The organism is Curtobacterium sp. BNK-1 (genome assembly GCF_048685235.1).
Lineage (GTDB): Bacteria > Pseudomonadota > Gammaproteobacteria > Enterobacterales > Enterobacteriaceae > Pantoea > Pantoea agglomerans.
Genome location: NZ_JBLQTJ010000001.1, coordinates 1,554,229 through 1,569,114, shown reverse-complemented (window position 1 = coordinate 1,569,114; position 14,886 = coordinate 1,554,229). Strand labels below are relative to the sequence as shown.

The 14,886-nt window shown below is 54.5% G+C and carries 12 protein-coding genes and 3 tRNA genes; 7 read left to right on the top strand and 8 right to left on the bottom strand.

The genetic code is table 11. The annotated features are described in order from the left end of the window. The first annotated feature begins 116 nt into the window (after positions 1 to 116). From ACMGGP_RS07455 to ACMGGP_RS07430, 6 genes are all read left to right on the top strand, one after another. Positions 117 to 1,490, top strand: a complete 1,374-nt coding sequence (locus ACMGGP_RS07455; RefSeq protein ID WP_022625743.1) for an MATE family efflux transporter — start codon at positions 117 to 119, stop codon at positions 1,488 to 1,490. A 152-nt stretch (positions 1,491 to 1,642) separates the two neighbouring features. Continuing rightward, positions 1,643 to 1,719, top strand: a tRNA-Val gene (locus tag ACMGGP_RS07450). Positions 1,720 to 1,722: 3 nt separating this feature from the next. Next, positions 1,723 to 1,799, top strand: a tRNA-Val gene (locus ACMGGP_RS07445). An 11-nt stretch (positions 1,800 to 1,810) separates the two neighbouring features. Beyond that, positions 1,811 to 1,887, top strand: a tRNA-Val gene (locus ACMGGP_RS07440). A 344-nt stretch (positions 1,888 to 2,231) separates the two neighbouring features. Beyond that, on the top strand, positions 2,232 to 3,644 hold the full coding sequence (gene pykF / locus ACMGGP_RS07435; RefSeq protein WP_010245613.1) for a pyruvate kinase PykF: 1,413 nt from the start codon (positions 2,232 to 2,234) through the stop codon (positions 3,642 to 3,644). A 304-nt stretch (positions 3,645 to 3,948) separates the two neighbouring features. Continuing rightward, positions 3,949 to 4,185: a major outer membrane lipoprotein gene (locus ACMGGP_RS07430; RefSeq protein ID WP_003853216.1), complete on the top strand. Its 237-nt coding sequence runs from the start codon at positions 3,949 to 3,951 to the stop codon at positions 4,183 to 4,185. A gap of 81 nt (positions 4,186 to 4,266) precedes the next feature. Here the strand turns inward: ACMGGP_RS07430 and ACMGGP_RS07425 are convergent, their stop codons facing one another. The 7 genes from ACMGGP_RS07425 to sufA are packed head-to-tail and all read right to left on the bottom strand — an operon-like array spanning position 4,267 to position 10,929. Further along, positions 4,267 to 5,292, bottom strand: a complete 1,026-nt coding sequence (locus ACMGGP_RS07425; protein WP_182499984.1) for a L,D-transpeptidase family protein — start codon at positions 5,290 to 5,292, stop codon at positions 4,267 to 4,269. Positions 5,293 to 5,348: 56 nt separating this feature from the next. Then, positions 5,349 to 5,765, bottom strand: a complete 417-nt coding sequence (gene sufE / locus ACMGGP_RS07420; RefSeq protein ID WP_010245623.1) for a cysteine desulfuration protein SufE — start codon at positions 5,763 to 5,765, stop codon at positions 5,349 to 5,351. A gap of 21 nt (positions 5,766 to 5,786) precedes the next feature. Then, positions 5,787 to 7,013, bottom strand: coding sequence for a cysteine desulfurase SufS (gene sufS / locus ACMGGP_RS07415; protein WP_498798317.1), 1,227 nt, complete (start codon positions 7,011 to 7,013; stop codon positions 5,787 to 5,789). Beyond that, positions 7,010 to 8,290, bottom strand: coding sequence for a Fe-S cluster assembly protein SufD (gene sufD / locus ACMGGP_RS07410; RefSeq protein ID WP_498798316.1), 1,281 nt, complete (start codon positions 8,288 to 8,290; stop codon positions 7,010 to 7,012). Before sufD ends, sufS begins: the two co-directional genes overlap by 4 nt. Next, entirely contained in the window at positions 8,265 to 9,011 is a 747-nt protein-coding gene (gene sufC / locus ACMGGP_RS07405) for a Fe-S cluster assembly ATPase SufC (RefSeq protein WP_010245631.1), read from the bottom strand. The genes sufD and sufC overlap by 26 nt, the downstream gene beginning before the upstream one ends. Positions 9,012 to 9,053: 42 nt before the next feature. Then, positions 9,054 to 10,547, bottom strand: coding sequence for a Fe-S cluster assembly protein SufB (sufB, locus tag ACMGGP_RS07400; protein ID WP_010245634.1), 1,494 nt, complete (start codon positions 10,545 to 10,547; stop codon positions 9,054 to 9,056). Positions 10,548 to 10,554: 7 nt separating this feature from the next. Continuing rightward, positions 10,555 to 10,929 (bottom strand): Fe-S cluster assembly scaffold SufA, encoded by a 375-nt coding sequence (gene sufA / locus ACMGGP_RS07395; protein WP_010245637.1) that lies wholly within the window; start codon positions 10,927 to 10,929, stop codon positions 10,555 to 10,557. A gap of 388 nt (positions 10,930 to 11,317) precedes the next feature. Between sufA and ACMGGP_RS07390 the strand changes: the two genes are divergently transcribed. Further along, complete coding sequence (locus ACMGGP_RS07390) at positions 11,318 to 11,722, top strand: hypothetical protein (RefSeq protein ID WP_498798315.1); 405 nt, start codon at positions 11,318 to 11,320, stop codon at positions 11,720 to 11,722. 33 nt (positions 11,723 to 11,755) lie between these two features. On the opposite strand, the gene ydiJ is transcribed toward ACMGGP_RS07390, so the two are convergent. Next, a complete protein-coding gene (ydiJ, locus tag ACMGGP_RS07385) occupies positions 11,756 to 14,809 on the bottom strand; it encodes a D-2-hydroxyglutarate dehydrogenase YdiJ (protein WP_498798314.1) in 3,054 nt (1,017 codons plus the stop codon). Between the last annotated feature and the right edge of the window lie 77 nt (positions 14,810 to 14,886).

The following is a 14,886-nucleotide window of genomic DNA, read 5'->3' as shown; positions in this document are numbered from 1 at the left end:
AGCAAACCGCATTGTGTGACAAAGATTGGCGAATTCTGTTACGCCAGTTACACTAGCTCGCGAAATTCCCCGGGCTTCCTGCCCCTTTTAATTCATTCAATAAGTCAGGTGTTAACGTGCAGAAGTATTTAACAGAAGCGCGTCAATTGCTGGCCCTTGCGATTCCGGTCATCCTTGCTCAGGTGGCTCAAACCGCAATGGGATTTGTGGATACCATTATGGCCGGCGCAGTCAGCGCCACGGATATGGCCGCCGTTGCTGTCGGCACCTCTGTCTGGCTACCGGCCATCCTGTTTGGTCATGGTCTTCTGCTTGCATTGACGCCCACCGTTGCGCAACTCAATGGTTCTGGCCGCCGCGAACGCATCGGTGAACAGATCCGCCAGGGATACTGGCTCGCCTTTTTCGTCTCCCTGCTGATTATGGTGCTGTTGTGGCATGCCGGTTATCTTATCCGGGCGATGCATGACATTGATCCAGTGCTGGCGCTGAAGGCAGAAGGCTATCTGCATGCCCTGCTGTTCGGCGCGCCTGGCTACCTCTTCTTCCAGGTGCTCCGCAATCAATGCGAGGGGCTGTCGAAAACCAAACCCGGCATGGTGCTGGGCTTTTTAGGCCTGATGTTCAACATCCCGCTTAACTATGTCTTTATCTATGGCCACTTCGGCATGCCTGCCCTGGGCGGTGTCGGCTGCGGCGTGGCGACCGCCTCGGTCTACTGGGTGATGTTTATCTGCATGCGCTTCTGGGTGCGCCGGATGGGTAGCATGCGCGATATCCGTATGGAGAGCCGCTGGTCACCCCCTTCCCGTCCGATTCTGAGCCGCCTGATGACGCTGGGATTGCCGGTGGCGCTGGCACTCTTCTTTGAGGTCACGCTGTTCGCCGTTGTCGCCCTGCTGGTTTCGCCACTGGGCATCGTTAACGTGGCCGGTCACCAGATTGCGCTCAATTTCAGTTCACTGATGTTCGTATTGCCGCTGTCGCTGGGTGTCGCGACCACCATCCGCGTCGGTTATCGTCTGGGCCAGGGCTCCACCGAGCAGGCACGGGTCGCGGCCTGGACCGCACAGGGTGTAGGCATCAGCATGGCGGCGCTAACCGCCATTTTTACCGTGACGTTCCGTCATCAGATTGCCCTGCTCTATAACGACAACCCTGAAGTGGTGACGCTGGCGGCACAGCTGATGTTGCTGGCGGCAATTTATCAGTTCTCAGACTCGATACAGGTGATTGGCAGCGGGATCCTGCGCGGCTATAAAGATACGCGGTCGATTTTCTTTATTACCTTTATCGCTTACTGGCTGCTGGGGCTGCCAGCCGGTTATCTGCTGGCGCTGACCGACTGGGTGGTGCCGCGCATGGGACCTGCGGGCTTCTGGTGCGGCTTTATTATCGGCCTGACCTCGGCTGCGGTGATGATGATATGGCGCATCAGACGCTTACAGCAATCACCGGCGGAAATTATCCTGACGCGTGCAGCGCGATAACGTTCGAGGCGGGTCATTCATGGCCCGCAATGACGAAAAAAACGACGGTTAGCACAGTTGCTGTGCAGTCAAGGCGAAAAAACTATTTTCCCCTTGCCAGCCTCACACGCTGCCGTTAATATTCGTCCCCGCTGTCGCCCTGACAGCATGTTGCGCTCTTAGCTCAGTTGGTTAGAGCACCACCTTGACATGGTGGGGGTCGATGGTTCGAGTCCATTAGAGCGCACCAAGTGCGTCCGTAGCTCAGTTGGTTAGAGCACCACCTTGACATGGTGGGGGTCGGTGGTTCGAGTCCACTCGGACGCACCAATATTCAGTATGCGCTCTTAGCTCAGTTGGTTAGAGCACCACCTTGACATGGTGGGGGTCGATGGTTCGAGTCCATTAGAGCGCACCACTTTCAGAATTCCTTCAGCTTGCGCAACTCCACTTTTATTGATCTGCATCGCTTCCCCCTTCTGCTTTTTGATTGGTTTTCGCATACTTAGCGTCTATACTGTCCCGCGTTGCTTACTTGAAAGGTTTCAGCGATCACGTGCTTACTGCGATAACTCAAATGATTTGCGCAACAACAGCGTGGTGGTTACCAACCGTAACCGCACAACTTCCCTGCACGCCTGGCCTTCGTCACCTATTCTTACTCAGTACTGCCCATTTCAGTCTCAATCAGAAATTTCACTTCGATGCGCTGCCATCGGATTCCGCCCTTATTCATCCATCACAACTTACAGAAAATCCGTCATGAAAAAGACTAAAATCGTTTGTACAATCGGCCCGAAAACCGAATCCGAAGAGATGCTGACTCAGCTGCTTGAAGCTGGCATGAATGTTATGCGTCTTAACTTCTCTCACGGCGACTACGCTGAGCATGGTCAACGCATCACCAACATGCGTGCCGTTATGCAGAAAACCGGCCGTCAGGCCGCTATCCTGCTGGATACCAAAGGCCCTGAAATCCGCACCATGAAACTGGAAGGCGGCAACGATGCGGCTCTGAAAGCCGGTCAGACCTTTACCTTTACTACAGACCAGAGCGTGATTGGCAACAGCGAGCGCGTTGCGGTGACCTACCCGGGTTTCACTGCTGACCTGAAAATCGGCAACACGGTGCTGGTCGATGATGGCCTGATTGGTATGGAAGTGACCGAAGTCACTGAAAATACCGTGGTGTGTAAAGTCCTGAACAATGGCGATCTGGGCGAAAACAAAGGCGTTAACCTGCCAGGCGTCTCTATCCAGCTGCCAGCACTGGCCGAAAAAGATAAGCGCGACCTGATTTTTGGCTGTGAGCAGGGCGTAGACTTCGTCGCCGCCTCTTTCATCCGTAAACGTTCAGACGTGCTGGAAATTCGCGAACACCTGAAACAGAACGGCGGCGAGCATATCCAGATCATCTCCAAAATCGAAAACCAGGAAGGCCTGAACAACTTCGACGAAATCCTCGAAGCCTCAGACGGCATCATGGTTGCGCGTGGCGACCTGGGCGTTGAGATCCCGGTTGAAGAAGTGATCTTCGCGCAGAAGATGATGATCAAAAAATGTAATAAAGCACGCAAAGTGGTCATCACGGCTACCCAGATGCTCGATTCCATGATCAAGAACCCGCGCCCTACCCGCGCAGAAGCCGGTGACGTGGCAAACGCCATTCTCGACGGTACCGATGCTGTCATGCTGTCAGGTGAGAGCGCCAAAGGCCGTTATCCGCTGGAGTCGGTCACCATCATGGCGACCATCTGTGAGCGTACCGATCGCGTGATGAAGTCCCGCATCGACAGCCAGAGTGATAACCGCAAAATGCGTATCACAGAAGCCGTCTGCCGTGGTGCTGTAGAGACCGCTGAGAAGCTGGAAGCGCCACTGATTGTGGTTGCTACCGAAGGGGGTAAATCTGCTAAAGCCGTACGTAAATATTTCCCGAACGCGACCATCCTGGCACTGACCACCAATCCGATGACTGCCCGTCAGCTGATCCTGAGCAAAGGGATTGAGACACGTCTGGTGACTGAGATCGCTTCAACCGACGATTTCTATCGTCTGGGTAAAGAAGCGGCGCTGGAAAGTGGCTATGGCCAGAAAGGCGATGTCGTGGTACTGGTGTCAGGCGCATTAGTACCAAGCGGAACTACCAACACCGCTTCTGTACACGTTCTGTAAAACTCTCTCTGACCATTATTTTGAAGCGCCTTTATCGGGCGCTTTTTTTTATTTCTACTTAAACCAAATGTCAGAAAATTCCAATCGAAAATAACTATTCAAATACTCTTAATATTAAGGTTAATCCGATTAAATCTCTCTGTTTTCGCTAAATTTTTTTATCATATTCTGTGATTCGCTGCTTCTTTGAGCGAACGATCAAATTTAAGCATCTTCTCATCAAAAATTTATTCTCAACTTAAAAAGCTTTGTGTAATACTTGTAACGCTACATGGAGATTAACTCAATCTAGAGGGTATAAATAATGAATCGTACTAAACTGGTACTGGGCGCGGTAGTTCTGGCTTCAACTATGCTGGCTGGTTGCTCAAGCAACGCTAAAATCGACCAGCTGTCTTCAGACGTTCAGACTCTGAACGCTAAAGTTGACCAGCTGAGCAACGACGTGAACGCAGTGCGTTCAGACGTTCAGGCTGCTAAAGATGACGCAGCACGCGCTAACCAGCGTCTGGACAACCAGGCTCACTCTTACCGTAAGTAAGAGTTCTGGTTTAAAAATGGCGCCTTTATGGCGCCATTTTTTTTGCTCCGAATTCAGTGCCCTTCACAGGCACTTATCCGTTCAGGGCTGAACCGCGTTGCCCTCAGCCTGTGTCACCGGGATATCAGCCCCCACAGACGCGCTCTCCAGCCCTGCAGGCGGCACCGTATCACTCTGCACCGGCTCCCCACTGCTGACCAGCACAGGCATGCCTGAGCGTCGCGCTAAGCTGGCTTTAATCAGGGAACTATCACTCTTCTCACTTTTCATAAACTGCTTCACTCCGGCAGTGAGTGCAATCGGCATGGTCTGTGGATCGTCCTTATCGTTGCGTGACAGCGGCTGATGCACTTCCACGTAGCGTTTCCCATCCGGCTCTACAGCGTACTTCACCGGCTGATTGATGATCTGTACCCGCGTCCCTTTCGGGGCTGAATTAAACAGCGCTTCGATATCTTCTGAACGCAAGCGGATGCAGCCTGAACTGACGCGCATGCCGATGCCGAATTTCGCATTAGTGCCATGGATCAGATACTGGCCGGTGCCGCGCGCCAGACGCATGGCAAACTGCCCCATCGGGTTATCCGGTCCGGCGGGGACCACGCCAGGCAGCGTAATGCCCTCTTTAGCGTAGCGTTTGCGGATGTTCGCCGTGGGCGTCCAGGTGGGATTAGGGATCTTCTGGCTGATCTGCGTCACCATCACTGGCGTGGCTGCACCCAGCTGGCCAATACCGATGGGATAGACAATGACCTTATCCTCCCCTTTGGGATAGTAGTAGAGACGCAGCTCGGCCAGATTCACCACAATCCCTTCGCGCGGCGTATCGGGCAGGATCATCTGCAGTGGAACCGTCAGCTGGGTGCCCGCTTTGGGCAGCCAGGGATCGGTACCGGGATTTGCCTCCAGCATGCTCAGCAGGCCGACCTGGTAGCGCGCCGCAATCGCTTCCAGAGGTTGTTTATTGTCAGGAACCTGAGTCAGGACGTTTTCGCCAATCAGGCGACTGTCAGGTGGTGGCAGCGGATATTCGGTGGCGAACGCGGGTGCAGAGAGCCCAAAGCAGGTCAGCAGCAATGCACCGGCTAAACGTAAAGCAGGTTTCATGCAATTTTCTCGTCAGATAAAAAAACAGACGCCGGATGGCGTCTGTGGAGTGTAACTTAGCTGAGGTTCTGAGCGGTATGGCGAATAGACCGAATCATCGCCTCCAGCCCCTGCGACCGGGTGGGCGTCAGGTGCTGCATCAGTGCCAGTTCGCCAAACCAGTGGCGCACATCCAGCGCCAGGATATCGGCGGGCGGCAGGTTCTGATAAAGGCTAAATACGATAGCAATCAAACCTTTAACAATAGCGGCATCGCTGTCGCCTTCAAACGCAATGGAACCATCCGCCTGCGGGGTCATTCTGATCCACACCTGACTCTGACAACCCGAAATCACGTTCTCCGGCTGGTGCAAGGTTTCAGAAGATTCCGGAAGCTTTGAACCCAGCTCAATAATGTAGAGGTACTTCTCTTCCCAGTTAGCGCAACGGTTGAAGTTGCGAACCAGTTTCTCTTTTTCAGGCAAATTCGCCATCAGTGACTCCGTTAAAACTGTTCAGCCGCCCAGCAGACGATGAATGCGCGTCAAACCGGCAGCCAGACGATCCACTTCCTCTTCACTGTTATAGAACGTGAAGGAGGCACGGCACATCGCCGGTACATTGTAATGCTGCATCAGCGGCATCGCGCAGTGATGTCCGGTGCGGATGGCAATGCCATATTGATCCAGGAAGCTGCCAACATCGTAGGCGTGGTGTTTACCGAGATTGAAGGCGATAACGCCAGCTCGTGACTGCGGACCGTAGATCTGGATATCCGGAACGGTGCCCAGCTTATCGAGCGCATAGTTCATCAGTGCCGTCTCGCGCTGATGAATCGTATCCAGTCCCAGCGCCTGCACATAGGCCATCGCCGCACCAAAGCCAATAATGCCGCCGGTATTCGGCGTACCCGCTTCAAAGCGCCACGGCGCACTGTTCCAGGTGGTGCCGGTGGGCAGCATGACGCGCTCAATCATTGAACCGCCCCCTTCCCATGGTGGCATCTGATCCAGCAGCGCTTTACGGCCGTAGAGGATACCCACGCCGTTGGGGCCATAGAGTTTATGGCTGGAGAAGGCGTAGAAGTCGCAGCCGATATCCTGCACATCAACCTTGTCATGCATCACCGCCTGGGCACCATCCACCAGCGTGATGACGCCAGCCGCTTTTGCCTGAGCAACGATCGCTTTAACCGGGTTAACCGTGCCGAGCACATTTGAAACATGCGTCACCGCCAGCAACCGCGTACGGCTGTCGATCAGCCCCGCCAGTTTCTCCAGCGCCAGCTCACCGTTGTCATTTAATGGCAGGACCCGCACTTCTGCGCCGGTGCGCTGGGCCAGCATCTGCCATGGAACGATATTGGCGTGATGCTCCATCTCAGTGATGATCAGGTTATCGCCAGCCTGGAGGTTACTGCTGCCCCAGGTGTTCGCCACCAGATTGATGCCTTCGGTGGTGCCTTTGACGAAGACAATCTCTTCCTGTGACTGCGCATTGATAAAACGGGCAGCCTGATCGCGCACGTTCTCCATGTCGCTGGTCGCCTGCTGGCTCAGCGTATGGATACCACGATGCACGGCCGCATAGCCGTGCTGATAGAAATGACTCTCGGCGTTAATCACCGAGAGTGGACGCTGTGCGCTGGCCGCACTGTCAAGATAGGCCAGCGGATGACCGTTGACCTCACGCTTCAGGATAGGAAAATCAGCCCTGACGCGTTCGAGATCGAAGTTCATCATATCTCGCCTCCGGGAAAACGTTGCGCGATACGCTGCAGCACGGCCTGACGCATCACCTCATTTTCCAGTGTTTCGGTCAGTTCTGCGGCAAACGCATGAATAATCATGGTCTGTGCAGCATCCTGCTCAATACCGCGCGAACGCAGGTAGAACATCTGCTCATCATCAATACGACCGATGGTGGCACCGTGGCTGCACTTGACGTCATCCGCATAAATTTCCAGCTGCGGTTTGGTATCGACTTCTGAGAGCTTGCCCAGCAACAGGTTGTTGTTGGTCATCTGCCCGTCGGTCTTCAGCGCATGCTGTGCCACTTTAATGTGGCCGTTAAACACCGCACGGCCTTTGTCACGCACGATGGTTTTATGCATCTGGCGGCTGACGCAGTAGCCCTTGTTGTGCTCCAGGTAAGTACGGGTATCCGCCACTTCCTGTTTCACCGGCAGCACCAGGCTGTTGATCGCCAGCGTGGTGTTTTCGCCGTTCAGCTGGGTACTGGTGTTGTGACGCGACAGCCCGGCACCCAGCAGGAAGCTGGTGCTGCTGACCTGGCCATCGTTGCCAATGACCAGATCGTTATGCGCAAAGTGATAGCTGGCGCTGCTTTCAAAGGCCAGCTTCGTGTGCGTCAGTTTGGCATTGTCGCCTACCGCAAAGGTAAAGCGCGTGCCGGTGAAATGGGCGCGCTCATCCAGTGAAACGTAGTGCTCAATCACTTCCGCTTCGGCACTCTCTTCCAGCTGCAGGTGATGACGATAGTGAACCGTGTTCATACCCGTCTGCTGACCGCTGGTGATGTGCAGCAGATAGACTGGACGCGCAGCGGATTTACCGCGTGCCAGACGCAGGGTCGTCACCTCTTCTGCCAGACTTTCTGTCAGATGCAGGAAGACTTCAGGCTGAACCGCAGCAGGCAGCGGACGGCGCTCGGCGGCCACGCTGTGCTGAACCTCAAACAGTTCGCAGTCGCGACTGCTGAAGGCTGGCTGGAACTGACCGTCAACATAGACCAGACGGATCGCATCCAGCGGCAGCGCCAGTGCATCAACCTGTTCAGCGCTCAGGGTCTGCGGCGCGTCAGGCAGTACAAACTGCTGTGACAGTAAGGTGTCCAGCGGCGTGTACTTCCAGTTTTCGTGCTTGCGGGTTGGCAGGCCAACGCGCATCAGTTGCTGCCAGTGCTGCTGTGCCTGCAGAGAACGCACGTCGCCACGCGACTCAAACAGGTGATGCCACTGTTGCAGCGCAGAATCACTCTTCGTCGGTAAGCCAGCCATAACCTTGCTCCTCCAGCTGTTTCACCAGCGAGAAGTCGCCAGATTTCACGATTTTGCCCTGATACAGAACATGAACGAAGTCTGGCTTGATGTAATCCAGAATACGCTGGTAGTGGGTCACGATGATAAAGGCACGCTTCTCGTCGCGCAGGCTGTTTACGCCATTCGCCACGATTTTCAGCGCATCGATATCCAGGCCTGAGTCGGTCTCATCCAGGATGCAGAGTTCTGGCTCCAGTGCCGCCATCTGCAGGATGTCGTTACGCTTCTTCTCACCGCCGGAGAAGCCAACGTTGACTGAGCGGGTCAGCAGATCTGCCGGCATCTTCAGCAGCTCAATTTTCTCTTCAATGAAGTCCTGGAAATCGAAGCGATCCAGCTCTTCCTGCTGACGATATTTGCGTACCGCATTGACCGAGGTCTGCAAAAAGAACTGGTTGCTGACGCCCGGAATTTCTACCGGATACTGGAATGCCATAAAGATGCCTTCACCGGCGCGCTCTTCAGGGGCCAGTTCCAGCAGATCTTTACCTTTGAAGCTGACCGAACCGCCGGTTACTTCATAATCTTCACGGCCTGCCAGCGTCGCTGACAGGGTACTTTTACCTGAGCCGTTCGGGCCCATGATGGCATGCACTTCGCCGGGTTTAATTTCGAGATTCAGGCCACGCAGAATGGCTTTATCTTCAACACTGACCTGCAAATCTTTAATGCTTAACATACTTATTCCTTCACATTGCTTCCGGCAACGCGTGTGACGGCATCAGCCCACACTGTGCTCAAGGCTGATGGCTAACAATTTCTGGGCTTCCACAGCAAATTCCAGTGGCAACTCCGAGAATACGTCTTTACAGAAGCCGTTCACGATCATCGAGATGGCGTCTTCTTCACTGATACCGCGTTGCAGACAGTAGAACATCTGATCTTCGCCGATACGTGATGTCGTGGCTTCATGCTCAAGCTGAGCGGTATTGTTGCGGGTCTCCACATACGGGAAGGTATGTGCGCCGCAATCAGGACCGATCAGCATCGAGTCACACTGCGTAAAGTTACGGGCATTGGTCGCGGTTGGCATGATTTTCACCAGCCCGCGATAGGTGTTCTGACTTTTACCGGCCGAAATCCCTTTAGAGATGATGGTCGACTTGGTGTTTTTACCAATGTGGATCATCTTGGTGCCGGTATCGGCCTGCTGACGACCGCTGGTCAGTGCCACTGAGTAGAATTCACCCACTGAATAGTCCCCGCGCAGAATGCAGCTTGGGTATTTCCAGGTGATAGCAGAGCCGGTTTCAGACTGTGTCCAGGACATCTTGCTGTGGTCGCCTTCACACAGCGCGCGCTTGGTTACGAAGTTCAGGATACCCCCCTCACCTTCGCCGCCTGGGAACCAGTTCTGAACCGTCGAATATTTCACTTCGGCATTTTTGTGGATGATGACTTCCACCACGGCCGCGTGCAGCTGATAGGTGTCACGCACTGGCGCTGAACAGCCTTCGATGTAGCTGACGTAGCTGTCTTCATCGGCAATCAGGATGGTGCGTTCGAACTGACCGGTTTTCGCTGCGTTGATGCGGAAATAGGTCGACAACTCCATCGGGCAACGCACCCCTTTCGGGATATAAACGAAGGTGCCGTCAGAGGCGACTGCCGAGTTCAGCGCCGCAAAGAAGTTATCGTTCGCCGGAACAACCGTGCCGAGATACTGCTTCACCAGCTCCGGGTGCTCCTGGATCGCTTCGCCAAAGGAACAGAAGATAATCCCCTGCTCCGCCAGCTTGCCGCGATAGGTGGTCGCCACCGAAACGGAGTCAAAAATGGCGTCAACCGCCACTTCACGGCCTTCACGCACCGGGACACCCAGCTGATTAAAGGCGTTTTCCACTTCCTGTGTCAGATAATCGCTGGCTGGCGCGCTGCCTGAAGCCTGCAGTGCACCGGGTTCTGATGCGCAGCTGTCATCACAGTTGCCGCAGGAAGGCGCGGAGTAGTAGCTGTAATCCTGGTAGTCGAGTTTTTCGTAGTGCGCTTTCAGCCAGTGTGGCTCTTCCATTTCAAGCCAGGCACGAAACGCTTTAAGACGAAACTCCAGCATCCACTCTGGCTCGTTACGCTTGGCCGAGATCGCCCGCACCACATCTTCATTGATGCCGTTGGCAAATTCTTCGGTTTGCAGTTGGGTAAAGAAGCCCTCTTTGTAGTTGAGCTTGCCTTCCCAGATTTGTACATCGTCAGATGTTTCGCTGTGTCGTGACATATTTCACTTACTCGACGCCAAAGCTCTCACCGCACCCGCAGGCGTGCTGAGCTTTAGGGTTATTGAATTTAAAAATCTGATTCAGGCCTTCACGAACGTAGTCCAGTTCGGTGCCATCAACGAATGGCATCGCCTGTAGCGGCACAAACAGCGTTGCGCCATGGAATGAGAACTGCAAATCATCCTCGACTGGCTCTTTCACCAGATCCATGACGTAACCAAACCCGGCGCAGCCGGATTGTTTTACGCCGAGCCGCAGACCCTTGACATCGGGGTCCTGAGCCGCCAGATTGAGAATTTGTTGCGCTGCGGTTTCAGTCAGCGTCAGCCCTTTCCAGACAAAATCGTCGGGTGAGAAAGAGTCTGTATTAACGGATGCCATGTTGATACCTCTTGAGTCCGGACCTTTTCAGGCTATCCCCCTATGGTAGTGATCTGACCAATCACTTCAACCTCTTGTTTTGCAGGGATAATCATCTTGTGCGGTTTTATTTGCTTAATTATTAAGCATAGCCTCTTCAGCTCACCTTGTGGTGAGCGCGTCAGCATAAATAAGCCAGTGTTAACCTATTAATAAATCACTCTTTTTTAAATAACCATTTTTGATAAAAATGCTTATTGATAGGTTACGCCTTTCTGCGATGTAAACAGATTGTTATTTCCGATTATACCGACAGGCAGGATAAATCGATAAATTTTTCTGCCCGCCAATTGCAATCACAGCTCAATTGAATATGATAATTATTATCATTCACATTCAGGGTGGCGTTATGACGCTTTCTGTCTCAGCCTGGCTGCAGCACAAAATCGACGAATATCAGTTTGCGGTGCGTGATATCACCGTCGACTTTTATATGGCGCAGGCAAAGCTCGACCGGGCCGACTGCACGATTCATCAGCTACGTCAGTTTAACGATGCCTGTCAGGATATGGCAGAAATCTGCCAGTTGAACGGTGACGACCAGAGTTACCTGCATGCCATGGGTAAACTGCATCACCGACTGGTGCAGGAGATGGGAAACAGCGATCGCGATCGCCTGTTTCGCCTTCAGGCTTATCAACTGGCGCGATTGTCCCTGACCCTCCTCTGCCATCAACTGGCAATGGTCGGGGAGTGGAACCAGGCCACTGCGCTGCAAAGTGACTTCATGCGTCACGCAGGCTGGATATTCTAATCCAGCCAGGGCGTGACGTCGCGCACAATTTTTTTACATTAGCTCTAACAATGCCTGAAGCGGATGACGCATTCCGTTGCCCTCTACACGCTTGACCTGACTGCGGCACGAATAGCCAGTGGCCAGGCAGCGCTGGCGTGGCAGTCGCTGAAGCTGGGGATGCCAGGAGAGCGCGTAGATCCCCAGCGAGTTTTCAAGGTTCTTACTTTCGTGACCGTAGGTGCCAGCCATACCGCAGCAGCCAACATTGATGTTCTCCAGCTTCGCGCCAAAAAGGGAGAAGATCGCCTGCCACTGATTCGGTGTGGAGGGCAGCGCGGTCACCTCGGTGCAGTGTGCAAACAGATACCAGGATTCTCCGCCCGTGGCCTGCACGTCACGCTCTGCCAGTGCACGCTCTAACCACTCATGTACCAGCAGGACGTTAAAGTCGCCGCGTGATTCGCCCAGCGTCTGACGATACTCATCGCGATAGCAGAGCACCGTGGCCGGATCGACACCGACCATGGGCAACCCCAGTTTTGCCACCCGATTCAGGAAATCGGCTGTGCGGGACGCCGTGCGGGCGAAACGTTGCAGGAAACCTTTCACATGTTGCGCTTTGCCATTTGGCGAGAATGGCAGGAGCACGGGCCGGTAGCCCAGTTTCTCAATCAGCCTGACAAAATCGTTAACCAGCTGCGCCTCATAGAAGCTGGTAAAAGGATCCTGCACCACCAGCACACAGTTTGCGCGTTCAGCGGCTGACAGCCCTTCCAGCTGCTCCAGCGTCATGTTCATGGCGGGATGACCACTGAGCTGCTGTTTCAGATTTGGGGCCGAAAGCAGAGGCAGATCGACCATACCGATATGGGTTTTACTTATCTCTTTCAGCCACGGCTGGCGCAGGAAGAAGTTAAACACTTTCGGTGCTTTTGCCATCAGCGGCGCGTAGCCCTCCACTGCAGCCACCAGGTGATCGCTGACCGGACGCAGATAACGGGTATGGTAGAGCTGTAAGAAGCGCGAGCGGAAAGCGGGCACGTCAATTTTAATCGGACACTGGGTAGAGCAGGCTTTGCAGGCCAGACAGCCAGACATCGCCTCTTTCACCTCGTGCGAGAAGTCATACTCCCCTTTGCTGGCGTGCCAGCTATTGCGGGTACGGGTAATCAGGGTGCGAAGCGACAGCCGATTTTCAGGCAGCTGCTTTTCCAGGGTGAGCGGATCGACGCCCTGCCCGGCCAGCAGCCGCAGCCACTCCCGCGTCAGTGTTGCCCGCCCTTTGGGCGAGTGAATGCGGTTGCGGGTGATCTTCATGGAGGGACACATCGGGCTGCGGGCATCAAAGTTAAAACACAACCCATTGCCGTTACACTCCATCGCGCCACGCCATTCATCCCGGACCGTTAACGGGATCTGACGATCATAGGTTCCGCGCTTCACCGCATCGACCTGCATCATTTCATCATTACTGTTGTATGGCGTACAGATCTTGCCCGGGTTCAGGCGATTGAGCGGATCAAAGGCCGCTTTGATGCGGCGCAATTCGTTAAACAGCGTCTCACCGAAGAATGCCGGACTGTACTGGGCTCGAAACCCTTTGCCATGTTCACCCCACAGCAGGCCGCCGTAGCGCGCTGTCAGCGCTACGACTTCGTCGGAGATCTGCTTCATCATCATCTCCTGCTGCGGATCACACATATCCAGCGCCGGACGCACATGCAGTACGCCTGCATCGACATGGCCAAACATGCCGTAGCTCAGCCCGTGGCTGTCGAGCAGCGAGCGAAACTCGACGATGTAGTCCGCCAGTTTTTCCGGTGGAACCGCGGTATCTTCCACAAAGGGAATGGGTTTAGCCCGGCCTTTGGCATTTCCCAACAGACCCACCGCTTTTTTACGCATGTTATAGATGCGTTCAATGCCATCCAGGTCGTTACAGAACTGATAGCCAATCACGCCGCCCTGCTGCTGCGCCATCAGTGCGTCAAGGCGGCCACAAAGCTGTTCAATCTGCTGATCGATCAGCGCGGCGTTGTCACCGGCAAACTCAACAATATTCAGACCCAGCATCTCTTTGTCGGGTACATCGGCGATCAATTCACGCACCGAGTGCCAGACAATGTCTTCGCGCGCCAGGTTCAGCACCTTAGAGTCAACGGTCTCTACCGAGAGCGCCTGCGCTTCCACCATAAAAGGCGCATTGCGCAGGGCGGAGTCAAAGGAGTCATATTTGATATTTACCAGCCGGCGCACTTTAGGCAGCGGCGTGATATCAAGCCGCGCTTCCGTGACAAAGGCCAGCGTGCCCTCTGCGCCGCACAGCAGGCGCGTCAGGTCAAAGGTTTGCATATCGTCGCTGAAGACATGGCGCAGGTCATATCCGGTCAGGAACCGATTCAGCTTTGGAAACTTTTCCAGAATCAGCGCACGATGCTCGCGGCAGCGCGTCAGCACCTGCTGATAGAGCCGGCCTTCGGGCGTCGCCGTCTGCGCCAGGGTTTCAGCCAGCGCGGTGGCCATTGGACGCGTATCAAGGATATCGCCGCCCAGCAGCACGGCGCGCAGGCCCAGCACATGGTCCGAGGTTTTGCCATAGACCAGTGAGCCCTGGCCGGACGCATCGGTATTAATCATGCCGCCCAGCGTGGCACGGTTACTGGTGGATAACTCCGGCGAGAAGAAAAAGCCGAATGGCTTCAGCCAGGCGTTAAGCTGATCTTTGATCACCCCCGCTTCAACCCGCACCCAGCCCTCATCCGTATTGATCTCCAGGATACGGTTCATGTAGCGCGACATATCCACCACAATCCCCTGATTCAGCGACTGACCGTTGGTGCCGGTACCGCCGCCGCGCGGGGTAAATACCAGACTGGCAAAGCGCGCTTCTCCGGCCACGCGGGCGAGCAGCGCAACATCCGCAGTCGAGCGCGGAAAGAGCGCCGCGTCGGGCAGCAATTGATAGATGCTGTTATCGGTAGAGAGTGAGAGACGGTCGGCATAGCTGGTTGCCATGTCACCGGTAAAACCCTGCTCTTTCAACGACTCAAGGAACGTCAGCACCAGTTGAACGAGGCCCGGTGCCTGCGAAATCTGTGGGATCATGATTGTCTGACCGAAGGTGTTGTAAACGTTTGCGTTTATAGATTAGCGATTTCTCGTTTTATCATATTTTTCCTGCG